General features: G+C 69.0%; 12 protein-coding genes and 1 riboswitch. Of the genes, 6 read left to right on the top strand and 6 right to left on the bottom strand.

Annotation, left to right across the window (positions count from 1 at the left end):
• Window positions 1-47: 47 nt before the first annotated feature.
• Complete coding sequence (locus E0H75_RS07755; protein WP_131512489.1) at window positions 48-2,972, top strand: ATP-binding protein; 2,925 nt, start codon at window positions 48-50, stop codon at window positions 2,970-2,972.
• Between the two features lie 182 nt (window positions 2,973-3,154).
• Window positions 3,155-4,405 (top strand): ROK family transcriptional regulator, encoded by a 1,251-nt coding sequence (locus E0H75_RS07750; protein ID WP_131512488.1) that lies wholly within the window; start codon window positions 3,155-3,157, stop codon window positions 4,403-4,405.
• On the opposite strand, the gene E0H75_RS07745 is transcribed toward E0H75_RS07750, so the two are convergent.
• Window positions 4,392-5,153: an alpha/beta fold hydrolase gene (locus E0H75_RS07745; RefSeq protein WP_131512487.1), complete on the bottom strand. Its 762-nt coding sequence runs from the start codon at window positions 5,151-5,153 to the stop codon at window positions 4,392-4,394. The genes E0H75_RS07750 and E0H75_RS07745 overlap by 14 nt on opposite strands.
• Window positions 5,150-5,806 (bottom strand): DUF998 domain-containing protein, encoded by a 657-nt coding sequence (locus tag E0H75_RS07740; RefSeq protein WP_131512486.1) that lies wholly within the window; start codon window positions 5,804-5,806, stop codon window positions 5,150-5,152. Before E0H75_RS07740 ends, E0H75_RS07745 begins: the two co-directional genes overlap by 4 nt.
• Before the next feature lie 109 nt (window positions 5,807-5,915).
• Here E0H75_RS07740 and lysX point away from each other — a divergent pair, with 109 nt between their 5' ends.
• The 3 genes from lysX (at window position 5,916) to E0H75_RS07725 (ending at window position 10,803) form a co-directional block, all read left to right on the top strand.
• Window positions 5,916-9,272 carry a bifunctional lysylphosphatidylglycerol synthetase/lysine--tRNA ligase LysX gene (gene lysX, locus E0H75_RS07735; RefSeq protein WP_131512485.1) on the top strand — a complete coding sequence of 1,119 codons (3,357 nt, stop codon included), beginning with the start codon at window positions 5,916-5,918 and terminating at the stop codon, window positions 9,270-9,272.
• Between the two features lie 78 nt (window positions 9,273-9,350).
• Complete coding sequence (locus tag E0H75_RS07730; RefSeq protein WP_131512484.1) at window positions 9,351-10,274, top strand: hypothetical protein; 924 nt, start codon at window positions 9,351-9,353, stop codon at window positions 10,272-10,274.
• A gap of 112 nt (window positions 10,275-10,386) precedes the next feature.
• Complete coding sequence (locus E0H75_RS07725) at window positions 10,387-10,803, top strand: alpha/beta fold hydrolase (RefSeq protein WP_202872856.1); 417 nt, start codon at window positions 10,387-10,389, stop codon at window positions 10,801-10,803.
• A 4-nt stretch (window positions 10,804-10,807) separates the two neighbouring features.
• On the opposite strand, the gene E0H75_RS07720 is transcribed toward E0H75_RS07725, so the two are convergent.
• The 3 genes from E0H75_RS07720 to E0H75_RS07710 all read right to left on the bottom strand — a co-directional run bounded on the left by E0H75_RS07720 (window position 10,808) and on the right by E0H75_RS07710 (window position 13,509).
• Window positions 10,808-11,446: a hypothetical protein gene (locus E0H75_RS07720; protein WP_131512482.1), complete on the bottom strand. Its 639-nt coding sequence runs from the start codon at window positions 11,444-11,446 to the stop codon at window positions 10,808-10,810.
• A gap of 136 nt (window positions 11,447-11,582) precedes the next feature.
• The gene (locus tag E0H75_RS07715) at window positions 11,583-12,956 is read right to left on the bottom strand and encodes an L-serine ammonia-lyase (RefSeq protein WP_131512481.1); all 1,374 of its coding nucleotides are present in this window, start codon (window positions 12,954-12,956) and stop codon (window positions 11,583-11,585) included.
• Window positions 12,957-13,035: 79 nt separating this feature from the next.
• A riboswitch (glycine riboswitch) is annotated at window positions 13,036-13,128 on the bottom strand.
• Window positions 13,126-13,509 carry a DUF3817 domain-containing protein gene (locus E0H75_RS07710; RefSeq protein ID WP_131512480.1) on the bottom strand — a complete coding sequence of 128 codons (384 nt, stop codon included), beginning with the start codon at window positions 13,507-13,509 and terminating at the stop codon, window positions 13,126-13,128. (Overlaps the previous riboswitch by 3 nt.)
• Window positions 13,510-13,630: 121 nt before the next feature.
• Here E0H75_RS07710 and E0H75_RS07705 point away from each other — a divergent pair, with 121 nt between their 5' ends.
• Window positions 13,631-15,118: an alpha/beta hydrolase gene (locus E0H75_RS07705; protein ID WP_131512479.1), complete on the top strand. Its 1,488-nt coding sequence runs from the start codon at window positions 13,631-13,633 to the stop codon at window positions 15,116-15,118.
• Between the two features lie 53 nt (window positions 15,119-15,171).
• Here the strand turns inward: E0H75_RS07705 and E0H75_RS07700 are convergent, their stop codons facing one another.
• Window positions 15,172-15,399, bottom strand: a complete 228-nt coding sequence (locus tag E0H75_RS07700; RefSeq protein WP_131512478.1) for a hypothetical protein — start codon at window positions 15,397-15,399, stop codon at window positions 15,172-15,174.
• Between the last annotated feature and the right edge of the window lie 96 nt (window positions 15,400-15,495).

Raw genomic sequence — 15,495 nt, 5'->3', positions numbered from 1 at the left:
CGCCGATCCGCTGCGGTGGCAGCGATACGTCGTTAGAGTTGGCAAGCATGCAGACCCGTGCGCCCGGAGTGGTCGGCAGAGACAGGGAGATCGATCAGCTCCACCGCCTGCTGGATGCAGCCCGTAGCGGTCACGGAGGTGCGGTCTTCCTCGTCGGTGAGCCCGGTATCGGTAAGAGCCGGCTGGCCGGAGTCGCCACCACGCGGGCGCTGGACGATGCGATGGCAACGTTGCGCGGACGCGTCGGAGCCATCGGCACGATGGTTGCGTTTCGCCCGTTCACGGAGGCGTTGCTGTCGTTGATCCGCCGTGGCGAGATGCCTGCGGCCGATGGACTCGGGCCGTACCGCCAGGTGCTCGGCCGTCTGGTGCCGGACTGGGACGACGGGACAGCGCACAACACCGCGACCTCCACTGTCGTTCTCGGTGAGGCTGTCCTGCGGTTGCTGGCCTTGGTCGGCAAGGACCGAGGCTGCCTGCTGGTGCTGGAGGACCTGCACGGATCTGATCCGGAGACTCTCGCTGTGATCGAGTATCTGCTCGACAACTTGGAGGACCAGCCGATCGCTCTGGTCGCCACCCTTCGTTCGGAGACCTGCGCGGCCTTCGAGCTCGCCCAGCTGTCCGCGCAGCGCGGAGCGGCCGGTCTGATCGAGCTGCAGCCCTTGGACCGCGCAGAGGTGGGTGAGCTCGCGGCCGGGTGCCTCGAGGTCCCAGTGGACGGCGTGCCCGATGCACTGGTCGACAGTCTGTGGCGGGACAGTGCAGGAGTCCCTTTTATCGTTGAGGAACTGCTCCAGGAGGCCAGTCGGACCGGACAGCTGCTGTCGAAGGAGGATGGCAGTGTCCAGGTCGTCGACGGCCTGCAGACCACCGTCCCGGCGGCCGTTGTGCGCAGCATCAGTAGCCGGACGGACCAGCTCGGACCGCAGTCGCGTGACCTGCTGGTGCTTGCCGCGGTCATCGGCCATCGCTTCCCGCTGAGCGTCGTACGCAAGGCCACTGGGACCGACGAGCGGTTGCTGCTGGCCACGCTGCGTGCCGGTCTTGCGGCGCAACTCGTCGGGCCGGACGAGCCCGTTCCGGACTGGTACGCATTCCGGCATCCATTGACCGCGGATGCATTGCTGGCCGGGCTGACGCCGACAGAGCGATCCACACTGGCGCGGCGGTGTGCCGATGCGATCGAGGAACTGCACCCTGGTCTGCCGGGTGAGTGGTGTCCGATGGTCGCGGAACTGGCCGAGACCGGTGGGGACAACGGGCGTGCCGGGCGGCTCTTCGCGATGGCGGGGCGACGATCGTTCGACGAAGGGTCCATGGCCTCGGCCGTCAAGCTACTGGAGCGCGCCAACGCCTTACTGGTTAGCGATCCCGACATCATCTACCGCGCCGAGGTGCTGGGGTCGTTGCTGATCGCACTCAGTGAGACCGGTCAGTTCGAGAGCAGCACCGAGCACGCGGCGACCATCGAGGAGATGGCCGACCGCAACCTCGACAGCAGCCGGGTCGCCGCGCTGCATGTCCAGTTGGCCAATCTCGAACACATGGCAGGCCGCTGGTCCGCCGCGCTCACCCAGGTCGCAACCGCGCGATCGCTGCTCGGCATCGACGCGGGCGACGCCGACCTCGCACCCGTCGACGCGATCGCCGCACACCTCGAGCTCGCCCGGCCCAGTCCCGGCCGGCTGAAGGCCGCCACCGAGCTCGCCACCCGCGCAGCCGAAGCAGCCGAACGCGCGAAGCTGCCCGCGGTGGCGTGCGATGCGCTGCAACTGCTCGGCATCCTGTCCCGTGAGCATGACCTGGATCGGTCGATCGACTTCTTCCACCGGGCCCGGCTGGTGGCCGAAGAGCACAACATGACCTTCCAGCGGGTCTGCTCGCACATCTTCCAGGCCGGCACGATCTGCCTGGCCAACGGCAGCATCGCCGAGCTCGAACGAGCCCGGCAGCAGGCTCTGCGGATCGGCGCGATCCCGCTCGCCTACGAGGTCGACGGCATCCTCGGCCAGCAGGCGATCCTGCGGTCGGAGTACGCCAAGGCCGCGGTCATCATCGACGAGTGCCTGGAGGTGACCCGGCGGCTGCGGCTCGGCCGCTCGGCGACGTACTTCCTGTCCACCAAGGCGATCCTCGAGGCGCACCAGGGCCGTCGTACGGCGATGGAGGCGACGCTGGCCGAGGTCGCGAACTGGGGTGGCGAACGGGCGTCGTACGAGCTGCCGTACTCCTACGGACTGGCGCGGACGTTCTGCGCGCTGCTGGAGGAGAACCGCGAGCTCGCCGACTCCGAGATGGCACAGGCCCTCGCGTACGACGCCCAGAACCCGACCACCCTGCACACGTCGGGGAAGTACGGTCTGGGTCTGCTGCTCGGCGTGCTGTCCGGCCGCAACGGCTGGGCGCACTTCGAGGCGATCACCGCCGCGGCTGCCAGTGGGATGCGGTGGAACAAGCAGTTCGTCCAACTCGCGCACGCCGTACTGCTCGGCCGGGACGGTCGGGTGGACGCGGCCAACGCCAAGGTGCTGGAGGCCCTGGAGACCGCGTCGCTCTATCCGATGGCGCGCTATCTCGGACTTCGGCTGGTGGCCGAGCCGGCCCATGCGGACGGCTGGGGCGAGCCGGTCGCGTGGCTGCGGCAGGCCGAGGACTACTTCCACAACGCGGAGGTCCCGGCGGTGGCCAGTGCCTGCCGTAGTCTACTGCGTCAGCTCGGGGCAACCGTCTCGCAGCGGCGGAGCGGGACCGAGCAGGTGCCCGCACACCTGCGTCAGCTCGGGGTCACCATCCGCGAGTACGAGGTCTGCCGGTTGCTGGTCGACCGGATCGGGAACAAATCGATCGCCTCCCGGCTGCACATCTCGCCACGGACGGTGGAGAAACACGTGGCGAGCCTGATGACCAAAACCCAGCAACCGGATCGGGAGGCACTGAGCAGTTTCGCCCGGACCGTTGTGCAGGACTGAACAGCCGGACCGGGGACACTCCGTGTGTCGCGGGTCCGATTCCGGCACTGATGCGTGTGCTGGAGGATCGGACCCCCAGTGGGTGATAGTTGTCGACTCACGCAGTCGGCGACCGCCAGCCGTTTGCGGACACGGGAATCACGGTAATTTATGAACGCTCGCTTTCTATATAGGATGGGCGAGTGGCAGGCAAGGGGTCGGACATGGGCAAGGGAACGGTCGGCGGCGGCGGTACAACGATGCTGCGGCGGATCAACGTCGCGGCAGTCCTGGACGCGGTACGGCGCTCCGCACCGGCACCGCTGCGGGTCGCGGAGCTGGTCGAACGGACCGGCCTGGCCAGACCGACCGTCGCACAGGCAGTCGACGAGTTGCTGGACGCCGGCTGGTTGCAGCAGCACGGCCCCGACTCGGCGGACCGCTCGCTCGGCCGGCCGGCGATCCGCGTGTCGCTGCGCGGCCGCGCGGCGCCGGTGCTCGGCCTCGACGTCGGCCCGCACCGGGTGACCGTCGGCGTCTCCGACCTGGCCGGCCGCAAGCTCTCCTTGGTACGGCGCTCCGGCCCCGGATGGACTGCCCAACAGCTGCTCGGGGTCATCAGCGAGGTGATCACCGAGGCTCTCGCGGAGGCCGAAGTACCGGCCGAGGACGTGGCCGCCGCGGTAGCCGCCAGCCCTGGCATCGTGGACGAGCACACCGGCCGGGTGCAGCTGGTCCCGAGTGTTCCGGGCTGGTCCGCGATCGACCTGATCAAGCACGTCCGCGGTCTGCTCGACTGCCCGGTGATGCTCGACAACGACGCCAACCTGGCCGCCCTCGCCATCGCCGCTGCTCGTGGCGGCACCGGCACGCTGCTGGCAGTGCAGTGGGGCGAGCGACTCGGTGCCGGCATCGTCATCGACGGACGACTGCACCGCGGCACCGGAGCGGCCGGCGAGATCGGCTTCATCGCCACCGCGCCGGACGACGTGATCAACCCGGAGGACAGCCGGGGTCCGTTGGAGCGTGCGGTCGGCTCGGAGGCGATCGCAGCTCTCGGACGGCAGGCCGCGTTGGACAACCCGAAGTCCCGGCTGGCTGAGCTTGGCGGAGAGCAGCTCGACACGGCCGACGTGTTCGCGGCCGCGGCCGAGCGCGACCCAGTGGCTCAGGCTGTTGTGCAGCAGGTCGCCCGCGACTTCGCCCGCGCGCTGGCCCCGTCGATCCTCGTGCTCGACCCGACGGCCGTCGTCATCGGTGGCGGCGTCGCCCGCGCGGGCGCCGTACTGCTCGACGCCATCTCCGATCAGTTGCGGCTGCTGACCCTGAACCACCCGAAGCTGGAGCTGTCCGCCCTGGCCGAGGACGCTGTCGTCACCGGCGCGATGCGGATGGCTCTGGACGAGGTCTGGCAGCGAAAGCTCCCGACCCCAACTCTCACTACAACCGCTTAGGTTGTCGCACGGCCGCGGCGATCGCGTCCGGGCGGTCCAGGTGGACGAGGTGGGCGGAGTCCGCCAGCACCTCGACCGAGCCGCCCAACGCGTCCGCCAACCGCCGCTGACCCGCCACCCACCGCCTGGCGGTGAAGCGCGAGCTACCACCGGTCGCGGCCAGCAGCACGGTCGGCGCGATCGCATCAACCGGCCGCGCGACCAGGCTTCCGACCTCGGTCGCCAGCTCCCAGCTCCCGGCCAGTTCGTCCCAGAACAGCAGCCACGACGACGCACCGCCGTACCGCGTGCGTTCAGTTGCCTTGGACAACAGATCCCGCTTCGTCGCGCTGCCGATCCGCACGAACAGCCGCCGCAGCCCAGGTCCGAGCAGTTGCGGTACGCCGATCCGCCCGAGCAACCGCAGGAACCCACGCACCGCCCGATCACCCCGCGTTCCCGGATACAGCCACCGCACCCCGGTCTCCGAGGTAAGACTGGTGTCCACGAGCACCAGACTGACGACCTCGGTCGGCCGGGTCAGCGCCCACCGCAACGCAGCCAGCCCGCCGATCGAGTGACCGACCAGCCCGATCTCCGCGTCCACCGGTACGCCGGCCGCCGTACGCAACAGGTCGACGTCGGAGGTGATCGGCGTACGCCAGGGATCGATCACTCGCAGATCGGTGCCCGGCAACAACTCGACAACCCGCGCGAACTCCTCCGGGGTCTCAGCCAGGCCGGGCAGCACGATCCAGGTGACGGTCATCGAGAGCAAGCGTGCCTCACGCCGGGCAGTACTGTCCCCAGGAATACGCACACCAGCAGGATCGACACCCGCTGCAGAATGCCCGGCGGATGCAGATCGTTGCCGGTGAGCACCTCGACCCCGGTCTCGATCCCGAGCCACGCCTGCGTCACCACGACGGCGGCCGCCAGCACGGCGACGAGCCGCCCCCGGCCACCGCCCGACCGTCGCAGGATGAGGAAGGCAAAGATGCCCATGGCAATGCTTCCGAGCCCGGCCAGCGTCGACGTGATCTCGTGCAGGACCAGCGCTGAAAACTCGGCGGCGGCTCGGCAGGCGGCGTCTGCCGAAGGCGCGCAGTCCATCGGCGAGAGCGAATCGAACAACGTGCCCGCGCCGAAGACCGCCGAGCTGATCAGCAGCCCCGCGACATCGCGATGCATTCGTGCAGCGGGTCGCCCGAGGACCGCAGCGACCAGCACCAGCACGCCGGCTCCGAGGTCCATCGCGCGCGCGTACGGGCTGGTGGCCTGATCCCGCGCGCCGAGTTCGCTCAGGAACGACTGGTGTACGTCGAGTGGATAGCCGGCGACCGCCTCGAGCAACAGGCTGCAGTACAGCACGCCGGCCGCGACCATCACGGTACGCAGCAAGCGATACGGGACGGTCACCATGCCCGAAAGGCTCGCACGCGAACCAAGGGATTGACTGTCGTCTCAGCTATACCCTCGAGGTAGACATAGCACGACCGAAGTCGCGGCGAGGTGATGGCATGATCGCTGCGTGCGGTCGGAACAAGCCGAGGTGATTCCCGCGTGGCAGCACCGTGCTGCTGTGTGGGTCGGACGCGTTGTGGTGGCGGCCGCGGTCTGGTCGTTCATCGCGATCCCGTTGCATCTGTTCGCCCCGGCGTACGTGAAGCGGGTCGACCAGGCGTTCGACTTCTTCGGCATCCCGGCCGGCCACACCTTCTTCCCGGCTGTCTACCTGGCCGTCGTCGGTAGCGCGCTTCTGCGCGGCAAGCGCGCCGCGTTGCTCTGGGTGCTGTGGGTCTTCGAGGCCCTCTGGCTGCTGGCACAGACCGCGGCCGTCGCGTTCACCAGCGTCCGGCTGGCCAACCCGAACGATGCCGAACTGCTGTCCGACTTCGGCCCGGCCACGGTCAAGGACCTCGAGCTCGGCATCGTCCAGGTGGTCGTGGTGATCGCGATCATCGTGCTGCTGTGGACCATCCGCGGCGCGTTCCCGGCCCGGCTGGCGCCCGGCACCCGGCGACTCGCGGTCGGCGCCCTGGTCACCGGCATGCTGATCTCGATCGCGGTCAGCATCACGCTGACGCAGATCTTCCCGAGGACCCTGACCGGTCAGCGGGAGAAGATCGGCTGGGCGATCGTCGCGGCGTTCGGCCAGTCCCGCAACCGGATGGGTGGGCACGAGGGCCACGGGTGGATCGGCCTGACGGTCGGCGCAATCTCGGCCGCGACGCTGGTGATCGCGTTCGCCATCTTCCTGCGCTCGGTCCGCCGGGTCCGCTACCTCACCCAGCCCGAGGAGCTCGACGTCCGGCGCCTGCTGCTGGAACACGGTGAGCGCGACTCGCTCGGGTACTTCGCCACCCGGCGCGACAAGGCGGTCGTCTTCTCCCCCGACAAGCAGGCGGCGATCGCGTACCGCGTGGTCAACGGAGTCAGCCTGGCCAGCGGCGACCCACTCGGCGATCCGCTCGCCTGGCCCGGCGCGATCCAGCGCTGGCTCGCAGAAGCCCGCACGTATGGCTGGTCGCCCGCTGTCCTGTCGGTGGGCGAGGAGGCCGCGCACGCCTACGTCGACGCAGGCCTGCGCGCACTGTCGATGGGTGACGAGGCCATCATCGACGTCGCCGATTTCACGCTGGAAGGCCGGACCATGCGGCCGGTCCGGCAGGCGGTGACGCGGGTCCAGCGGGCCGGCTATCACGCGGAAGTCGTCCGGCACGGAGACTTGTCGCCCGAGACCCTGGCGCAGTACGTCGGCCTGGCCGAGAAGTGGCGTGGCGCGCACACCGAGCGTGGGTTCTCGATGGCTCTCGGTCGGCTCGGTGACCCGTCCGACGCACGCTGCGTGATGGTCATCGCGCGCGACTCCGACGGCGAGGTCCGCGGCCTGCTGTCGTTCGTGCCGTGGGGTGTCCGGGGCGTTTCGCTGGACCTGATGCGGCGCGACCCGGAGTCCGTGAACGGCTTGATGGAGTTCATGGTCACGTCTCTGGTCGACGCGTGCGGCGACCTCGGACTGCACCGGATCTCGCTGAACTTCGCGATGTTCCGGGAGATCTTCAGCGATGCCGAGCGCGTCGGGGCCGGGCCGGTACTGCGGCTGACCAACGCGCTGCTCACCGCCGCCTCACGCTTCTGGCAGCTGGAGAGTCTGTACCAGTCGAACGAGAAGTACCTGCCGCGCTGGTCCCCACGACTGATCTGCTACTCCCGTGGAGCGTCGCTCGCGCAAGTACTGCTGGCAGCCGGGACCGCAGAGGGCTTCCTGCCCGCGCCGAGGCCTTGGACTCGGGTCGACACCGTGGCGACCGCCGAGCGGCACGCGATCATGGCGGCGGACGGCGGCGCCTTCGCTACCGCCGTACGCGAGCAGGAGGAGGAGCTGCTGCGACCGGCTCTGCCTGATCGCAAGCTCACCGAGCAGGAGCTGATCCGCCGGACCAAGCTCGTCGAGCTGGTTGCTGCGGGCATCGATCCGTACCCGGTCAGTGTGCCGCGGACGGAAACCCTGGAGCGGGTGCGCGCGCTGCACCCGAACCTGCCGGCCGATCACCGCACCGGTCACACCGTGTCGATCACCGGACGAGTCAAGCGGATGCGGGACCACGGCGGGCTCTCGTTCGCCCAGCTGCAGGACGGCCTGGCACAGCTTCAGGTGATGCTGACGACCGAGGACTGCGGCGAGACGGCACTCGAACAGTGGCGGCGATTTGTCGACATCGGCGATCACGTCAGCGTCACCGGCGAGGTGGTCACCAGTCGCCGCGGCGAGCTGTCGATCGCGGTGACGAGCTGGCTGATGGCCGCCAAGTGCCTGCACCCGCTGCCGGACAAGCGGAAGGGCTTCACGGATCCGGAGGCGCGGGTCCGGCAGCGGCACCTCGACCTGATCATGAACCCGGACTCGCTCCGGATGATGCAGCAGCGCAGCGCCGCGGTGCGGGCCCTGCGCAACGGTTTCGAGGCGCGCGGGTTCATCGAGGTGGAGACACCGATGCTGCAGGCGGTCCACGGCGGGGCGAACGCGCGGCCGTTCGCGACCCACATCAACGCCTACGACACCGAACTGTTTCTCCGGATCGCGCCGGAGCTCTTCCTCAAGCGGCTGAGTGTCGGCGGGATGGGCAAGGTGTTCGAGCTGAACCGGAACTTCCGCAACGAGGGCGCCGACGCGACCCACAACCCGGAGTTCACCTCGGTCGAGGCGTACCAGCCGTACGCCGACTACCACGTGATGCGGGAGCTGACTCGTGAACTGCTGATCGAGGCGGCGACGGCGGTGTTCGGCAAGCCGGTCGTGCAGCGGCCGGACAGCGAGATCGACATCTCCGGCGAGTGGCCCGTCATCACCGTGCACGACGCCGTCGGCCGGGCCGTGGGTACGACGATCGACGCGGACACACCGGTCGAGCGACTCCGGGAGCTGTGCGCGGAGCACGGCGTACACACGACCTTCGAACTGACCGCGGGTGAGCTCGTCCTCGAGCTGTACGACGAGTTGGTCGAGCCGGCCACGACAGTCCCGACGTTCTACACCGACTTCCCGTTGGAGACGTCACCGCTGACCCGGAGCCACCGGTCCGAACCGCGGCTGGCCGAACGCTGGGACCTGGTTGCCTTCGGCGCGGAGATCGGTACGGCGTACTCCGAGCTCGTCGACCCGGTCGAGCAGCGCCGCCGGCTGACCGAGCAGTCGCTCAAGGCCGCGGCCGGCGACCCCGAGGCGATGTCCCTGGACGAGGACTTCCTCAGCACCCTCGAGTACGCGATGCCCCCGACCGGTGGCCTCGGGATCGGTGTGGATCGGGTCATGATGATGCTCACCGGCCAGAACATCCGCGCCACCCTCGCGTTCCCGTTCGTTAGATCCGCTCCCAGAAGCTAGCGATCGACTCGCCCGGACCTGGTTGGTGCGCATACCCTGTGCGGCACAAGGGTTGTGGGGCGACCTGGGGGGACGTGCATGAAGCGGTTCTGCGTGCTCTGGGCCGGGATTGCGGTGCTAGGGCTGGTGGCTGGTTGTGGTGGTCCGGCCGAGGATGATGCCTCGGGTGCGCCGTCGACGCCGGCTGCTGCGTCGTCCCCGGTGCCGGCTTCGTCGACCCCGACCGGGCCCCTCGGGACGGCGGCGTACCAGGCGGAGTTGACGAAGATCGAGCAGAGCCTCGCGAAGGACCTGCGGAGCCTGACCCGGGTGCGCACCGCGGAGGCACTGGCCCAGACCATGACGAGCCTGGCGGAGTCGCTGACCAAGGCCTCCTCGGGACTGGCCGACTTCACGGTGACGAGTCGCCTGATCGCCGGACACGAACTGCTGCAGGACAGCCTCGGCACCGCCTCGGTCTCGATGGCCGACTCCGACCAGGCCGAGCTGAACGCGCGCTGCGGCGGAGTCGCCTACACCTCGCAGAAGGTCCAGCGGACGCTGCGCGCCGATCTGAAGAGCGCGATCGCGGCCTTGACGAAGCTCAAGCTGAAGTTCGGCGCCACGCTGCCCGATCCCGGCCCGGCACCGGGCAACGAGCGACCGGACAACGGCAAGATCCTCGTCCGCGAGGGCGACTCCGGCACCGGCCGGATGAAGGTCACCAACGGTACGGCGAACGACGTCGCGATCTCGGTCGTGAACGACGGTGACCCACCCAGCGAGCCGCACGTGATGATGTTCGTCCAGGCGAACAAGGCCGCGACCATCACCCGGATCGGCGGGACGTACCGGATCTACTACAAGAGCGGCACGGACTGGAACTCCGAGCGTCGCCAGTTCAGCGCCGGCTGCTCGTTCCAGAAGTTCGACCGCTCCTTCGGCCGGAACGAGTCCTGGCAGGTGAACCTCGAACCGACCGTCGACGGGAACGCGTCGACCACCGAGGTCGAAGCGTACTGAGGTCCGTTGAGGTTATGTGACATCGGCCATGTCACGATGACAGGAACTCGTCTCGCGGCCACGATGAGGTGATGAGCGCCATCGCATCCGTGACCGTGGCCGGCGTCCCGGGGTGGAGATCGCCTACCACCGCAAGGGAGCCGGAGAGCCGCTGCTGCTCCTGCACGGCATCGGCCACCACCGGCAGGCCTTCGACCCCGTGCTCGACCGGCTCGCCGAACACCGCGACGTGATCGCCCTCGACCTCCCCGGCTCCGGCGAATCTCCCGACGTACCGGACGGCATCCCGAACGAACTCGACACCTTCGCCTACGCGATCGACGCGTTCTGTACGGCGCTCGACGTCGACCGGCCGCATGTCGCGGGCAACTCGATGGGCGGCCTGGTCGCGCTCCGCATGGGCCAACTCGGTCTGGCCCGGTCCGTCACCGCGCGCCCGCGTGATCCCGCTGCTCGACTGCGGCACGTCCCGATGAACGACGCACCCGCGTTGGTGGCCGACACCATCCTGGAGACCCCGGAGGGCTGAGCTTCTACAGCCCGAGCGTGTGCAGGAGCCCGCCGAGCAGGCCGCCGAGCGTGAGCGGCGGGTCCGGATCCGGGTCCTGGGTCCCCGGGTCATCCGGAGTCGTCGGCGGGTTCGCCGGCGTCGTGGGCGGTGGGGTGGTCGGGCGCTTCGGAGGATTCGTCGTCGGGTCGGGCGGCGGCGCGGTGGTGTGCGTCGGCGGCCGCTTGGTGCCGACCGGGGTGGTCGGATCGTACTGATCGGCGACCTGCTTCGGGGGCTTGACCACCGGGGTCGGGCACGGCGTCTTGACGCCGCTGTTGACGACGGGGTCGCCCGTGCCGGTCGTCTCCACCGGGGTGGTTGCTGGCGGCAACGGCGTACTCGCGGGTGTGGAACCGGGGGTCGGCGTACTGCCGCCTGGGATCGTCGGGATGTTCTTGGTCGGCTGACTGGGCTGGAGCCCGGCGACCGGGTTGGCCGGGTTCGGTCCGCCACCGGGCAGCGGCAGGAACGGCGCACCGAGCCGCGGGCCGCCGAGGAGGGCGATCAGGACCAGGACAAGGTAGAGCAGCAGCAGTGCGCCGGCGACGCCGGCGATCTGTCGCAGCCGCTGCGGATTCTGCCAGGGCGGGCGGCGGGCGGCCACGGCAGCGATCGGTCTCACAAGTCCCGGAGAGTATCTGTTGCACCAGCGCTTCAAACAGACCTTGGAAGAAATTCCACACTAGATCGCAACTTTTCGGCACTCGAGTTACCACTACGCGAGCGTAGGATTCCGCTCCGTCATGGGACCGGTGCGTTCAGCATTCAATGACGTTGACGGCCAGGCCGCCGCGGGACGTCTCCTTGTACTTGATCTTCATGTCGGCGCCGGTCTCGCGCATCGTCTTGATCACCTTGTCGAGGGTGACCACGTGCACCCCGTCGCCGTGCATCGCCATCCGGGCCGCGTTGACCGCTTTCACCGACGCCATCGCGTTCCGCTCGATGCACGGGATCTGCACCAGCCCGCCGACCGGGTCACAGGTCAGGCCGAGGTTGTGCTCCATCGCGATCTCGGCCGCGTTCTCGACCTGCTGCGGCGTACCGCCGAGGACCTCGCACAGCCCGGCCGCCGCCATCGAGCAGGCCGAGCCGACCTCGCCCTGGCAGCCGACCTCGGCGCCGGAGATCGACGCATTTTCCTTGTACAGCACGCCGATCGCGCCGGCGGTGAGCAGGAACCGGACCGCGCCGTCATCGGTCGCCCCCGGCACGAACCGCCGGTAGTAATGCAGTACGGCGGGAATGATGCCGGCCGCACCGTTCGTCGGCGCGGTGACGATCCGCCCGCCGGACGCGTTCTGCTCGTTCACCGCGAGGGCGAACAGGTTCACCCAGTCCATCACCTTGAGCGGATCCACCGACCACGGATCGCGGCTCAGCTTCTGGTGCAGCGCGTGCGCCCGCCGCGGCACCTTCAGGCCGCCGGGCAGGATGCCCTCGGTCTCACAGCCCTCGCGGACGCAGTCCTGCATCACCTGCCAGATGTGCAGCAGGCCGTTGTGGATCTCGGTCTCGGTTCGCCAGGCGAGCTCGTTGGCGAGCATCACCTCGCTGATCGGCAACTGCGACTCGCGGCACCTGTCGAGCAGCTCTGCGCCGGTCGTGAACGGGTACTTCAGCGGAGTCGTGTCCGGCACGATCCGGTCCCCGGCCGCCGCGTTCTCGTCGACCACGAACCCGCCGCCGACCGAGTAGTACGTCCGCTCCCGCAGTACGCCGCCGTCCGCTGACCGGGCCACGAACGTCATCCCGTTCGGGTGGTACGGCAGCACCTTGCGCCGGTGCATCACCAGGTGAGCGTTCTCGTCGAACTTGATCTCGTGCGTGCCGGCCAGCAGCAGCCGGCCGCGCTCGCGGATCGTCTCGACGCGCGCATCGACCGAGTGGGTGACGACGGTCTCGGGGTCCTCGGCCTCGAGACCGAGCAGGACCGCCTTGTTGCTGCCGTGGCCGTGCCCGGTCACCCCGAGCGAACCGAACAGCTGCGCCTCGACGGTCGCGGTCGTGGCCAGCAGGCCGGCGTCGGCCAGGCCGAGTGCGAAGGTGCGGGCGGCGCGCATCGGTCCCACCGTGTGGGAGCTCGACGGGCCGATCCCGATACTGAACAGGTCGAAGACGCTGATCGCCATCGTGTGGAGGTTCCTTCCGGTCGCCATTGACCGTTTGGTGTCCTCCCCGCTCTGTCAGGCAGATGCCTTCCAGAGGTGCCTCGCCCGTGCGGTGAAGGTGCCTGAGAGATTCTTGGGGAGAGTTGCTCCTACGGCGCCCGGGTCGCGCCCGGGACTCTCCCGCACGGGTTCATGCGGCGGTTGAATTAGCTGACGCCCTGGACGGTACGGCGGTGTCCCGGCCGTCGTCAATCCGGCCCGTGCGCACCCCCCAGATCTCGAAGAACCAGGTGAACAGCGGCGGAACACTGGCCGCCAGCGCGAGCAGCGTGACCGGCCAGGACCAGCGCAGCGGGCCGCGCACCAGCAGCACGGTGAGCACGTACACGACGAAGATGCCGCCGTGGATCGGGCCGAAGATCTTCACCCCGAGCTCGTTGTCGGACAGCACGTACTTGAACAGCATGCCGATCAGCAGACCGGTCCAGGAGATCGCCTCGGCGATCGCCACCGTGCGGAACCAGGTCGCGTGTTTCTTCGTGCCGGCCGGGGCGGCAACAGTCGTCTCGGTCATCGCCCCGACCCTAACAAGTCCCCCAAGCCCGGCCCGGGGTGTGTCGAGGGCTGCTCCCCGATGTGCGTAGGCAAACGGTTGCTGAGGATCGAGGGAGTTCCCCAGACAGGAGATTCCCCTGATGACATCCAGACAAGTGCTCAGGACCACCGCGTGGGGTGTGGTCCTGGGATTCGCCGCGGCGGGTCTGACCGCGGTGCCCGCGCCGGCCGATGTACCCAAGCCGGTGACAGTGCAGTGGTCGGACTGCAAGCCCGAGGGCAAGGACGATCCCGCGGAAGTGAAGGGATCGCAGTGCGCGACCCTGCAGGTGCCGGTGGACTGGCACGATCCGGACGGACCGACGTTCGGCCTGGCGATCGCCCGGCGTACGGCGAAGTCCCCGAGCGACCGGGTCGGCGTACTGATGTGGGGGCCGGGCGGTCCTGGTGACTCGGGCGTCGATCGGATCAAGACCGGCATGTTCCGGTTCAGCGAGGACCTGCAGGACCGGTTCGACATCGTGAGCTTCGATCCGCGCGGTGTGGCTCGCAGCAACCCGGTGAAGTGCACGGCCGCGCTGCTGGCCCAGCAGCCGTCGCCGATCATCAAGAGCGCAACGGCCTTCAGCGACACCATCCGCTACAACAAGCAGCTCGCGACCGACTGCCGCGAGCACACCGGGCCGGTCTACGACCACATCGACACGTGGCAGACGGTGCGCGACGTCGACGCGATCCGCAAGGCGCTCGGCGAGACATCGATCTCGTTCCACGGCAGCTCGTACGGCACCGTGCTCGGCGGGCAGTACGCCGAGACATACCCGGGCCGGGTGCGCGCGATGGTGCTTGAGAGCGTGGCCGACCACAGCGCGGCGTCAGCGAAGGAGTTCGTCGACGACCAGGCCGAGGCGGCCCAGGACTCGTTCTCGGAGTTCGTGAAATGGTGCGACTCGGCAACGGCCTGCGCGGTGCACGGGCGCGACATCCATGCCTTGTGGGCCGACCTCCTGGCCCGTGCCGACCGCGGCGAGGTGCCGGACCCACAGCACCCGGACGTCGCGACCACGCCGTTCAACCTGAGCTTCTTTGTCTTCCGCCAGCTCTACGACCCGGAGTGGAGGGCGCTCGCGGTCACTCTGAAGCAGTTAGACGCCAGTGCGCCGCCGACTACGCAGCCGCCGGTCCCGCCCGGACTGGCATCGAACCCGCTGGCCGTGTTCTGCCAAGACTGGAACCTGCAGGTCAGCGACTACAAAGAGTACGCAGGTCATCTCGCCCGGCTGGCGCGGAACAACCCGGACATGCGCTACCCCGGTCAGCTGATGGCTGTGTCGATGTGCCTCGGGCAGCCACCGGCCACCAACCCGCAGCACCGGTTGAAGGTTCACGGCCTGGACACTCCGATCCTGCTCGCCAACGCGATCCACGATCCGGCCACCGGCTACAACTGGGCGACGAGCGTGGCACGCCAGCTGGGTAAGGACGGCAGGCTGCTGACCTACGAGGGCTGGGGGCACGGCAGCTACACGACCAGTCCCTGTGTGCAGTCGACGATCGACGACTACCTGATCGCGCGCGAGGTGCCGAAGCGAGGCGCCAGCTGTCCCGCCGTACCACCAGTGGGCTGAGACGAGTCCGGGCCGGCGCTCCCAACTAGCGCCGGCCCGGGGTTCCGCGTGGCTCAGACCGGTACGCCGGTCACCTCGAGCACACGGTTGATCTCGTCGCCGCGGACCATCCGGCCCGCCAGCAGGCGAAGTTCGGCGCAGGCGGACTCCAGGGCCTGCGGCTGGGATCGGCAGTGGTCGACGTACCAGAACGGATCGTCGGGCTGCGGATCATCGGCGTCGTCGATGTCGGCGTACCAGCGTTGATCGCCGCAGTGAACTACGCGCACTCGTAGATTCATGACGTGCTCCCCGTGCCCCAGGATTCTGGGTTCCCCACGGCCCCAGTCGGGGCCGTCCCGGCCGGGCGCGTGGTTCGCGGCCCCCCACAACCACGC

Source organism: Kribbella capetownensis (assembly GCF_004331485.1).
Classification (GTDB): Bacteria; Actinomycetota; Actinomycetes; order Propionibacteriales; family Kribbellaceae; genus Kribbella; species Kribbella capetownensis.
This window is presented reverse-complemented; position numbering and strand designations above follow the sequence as displayed.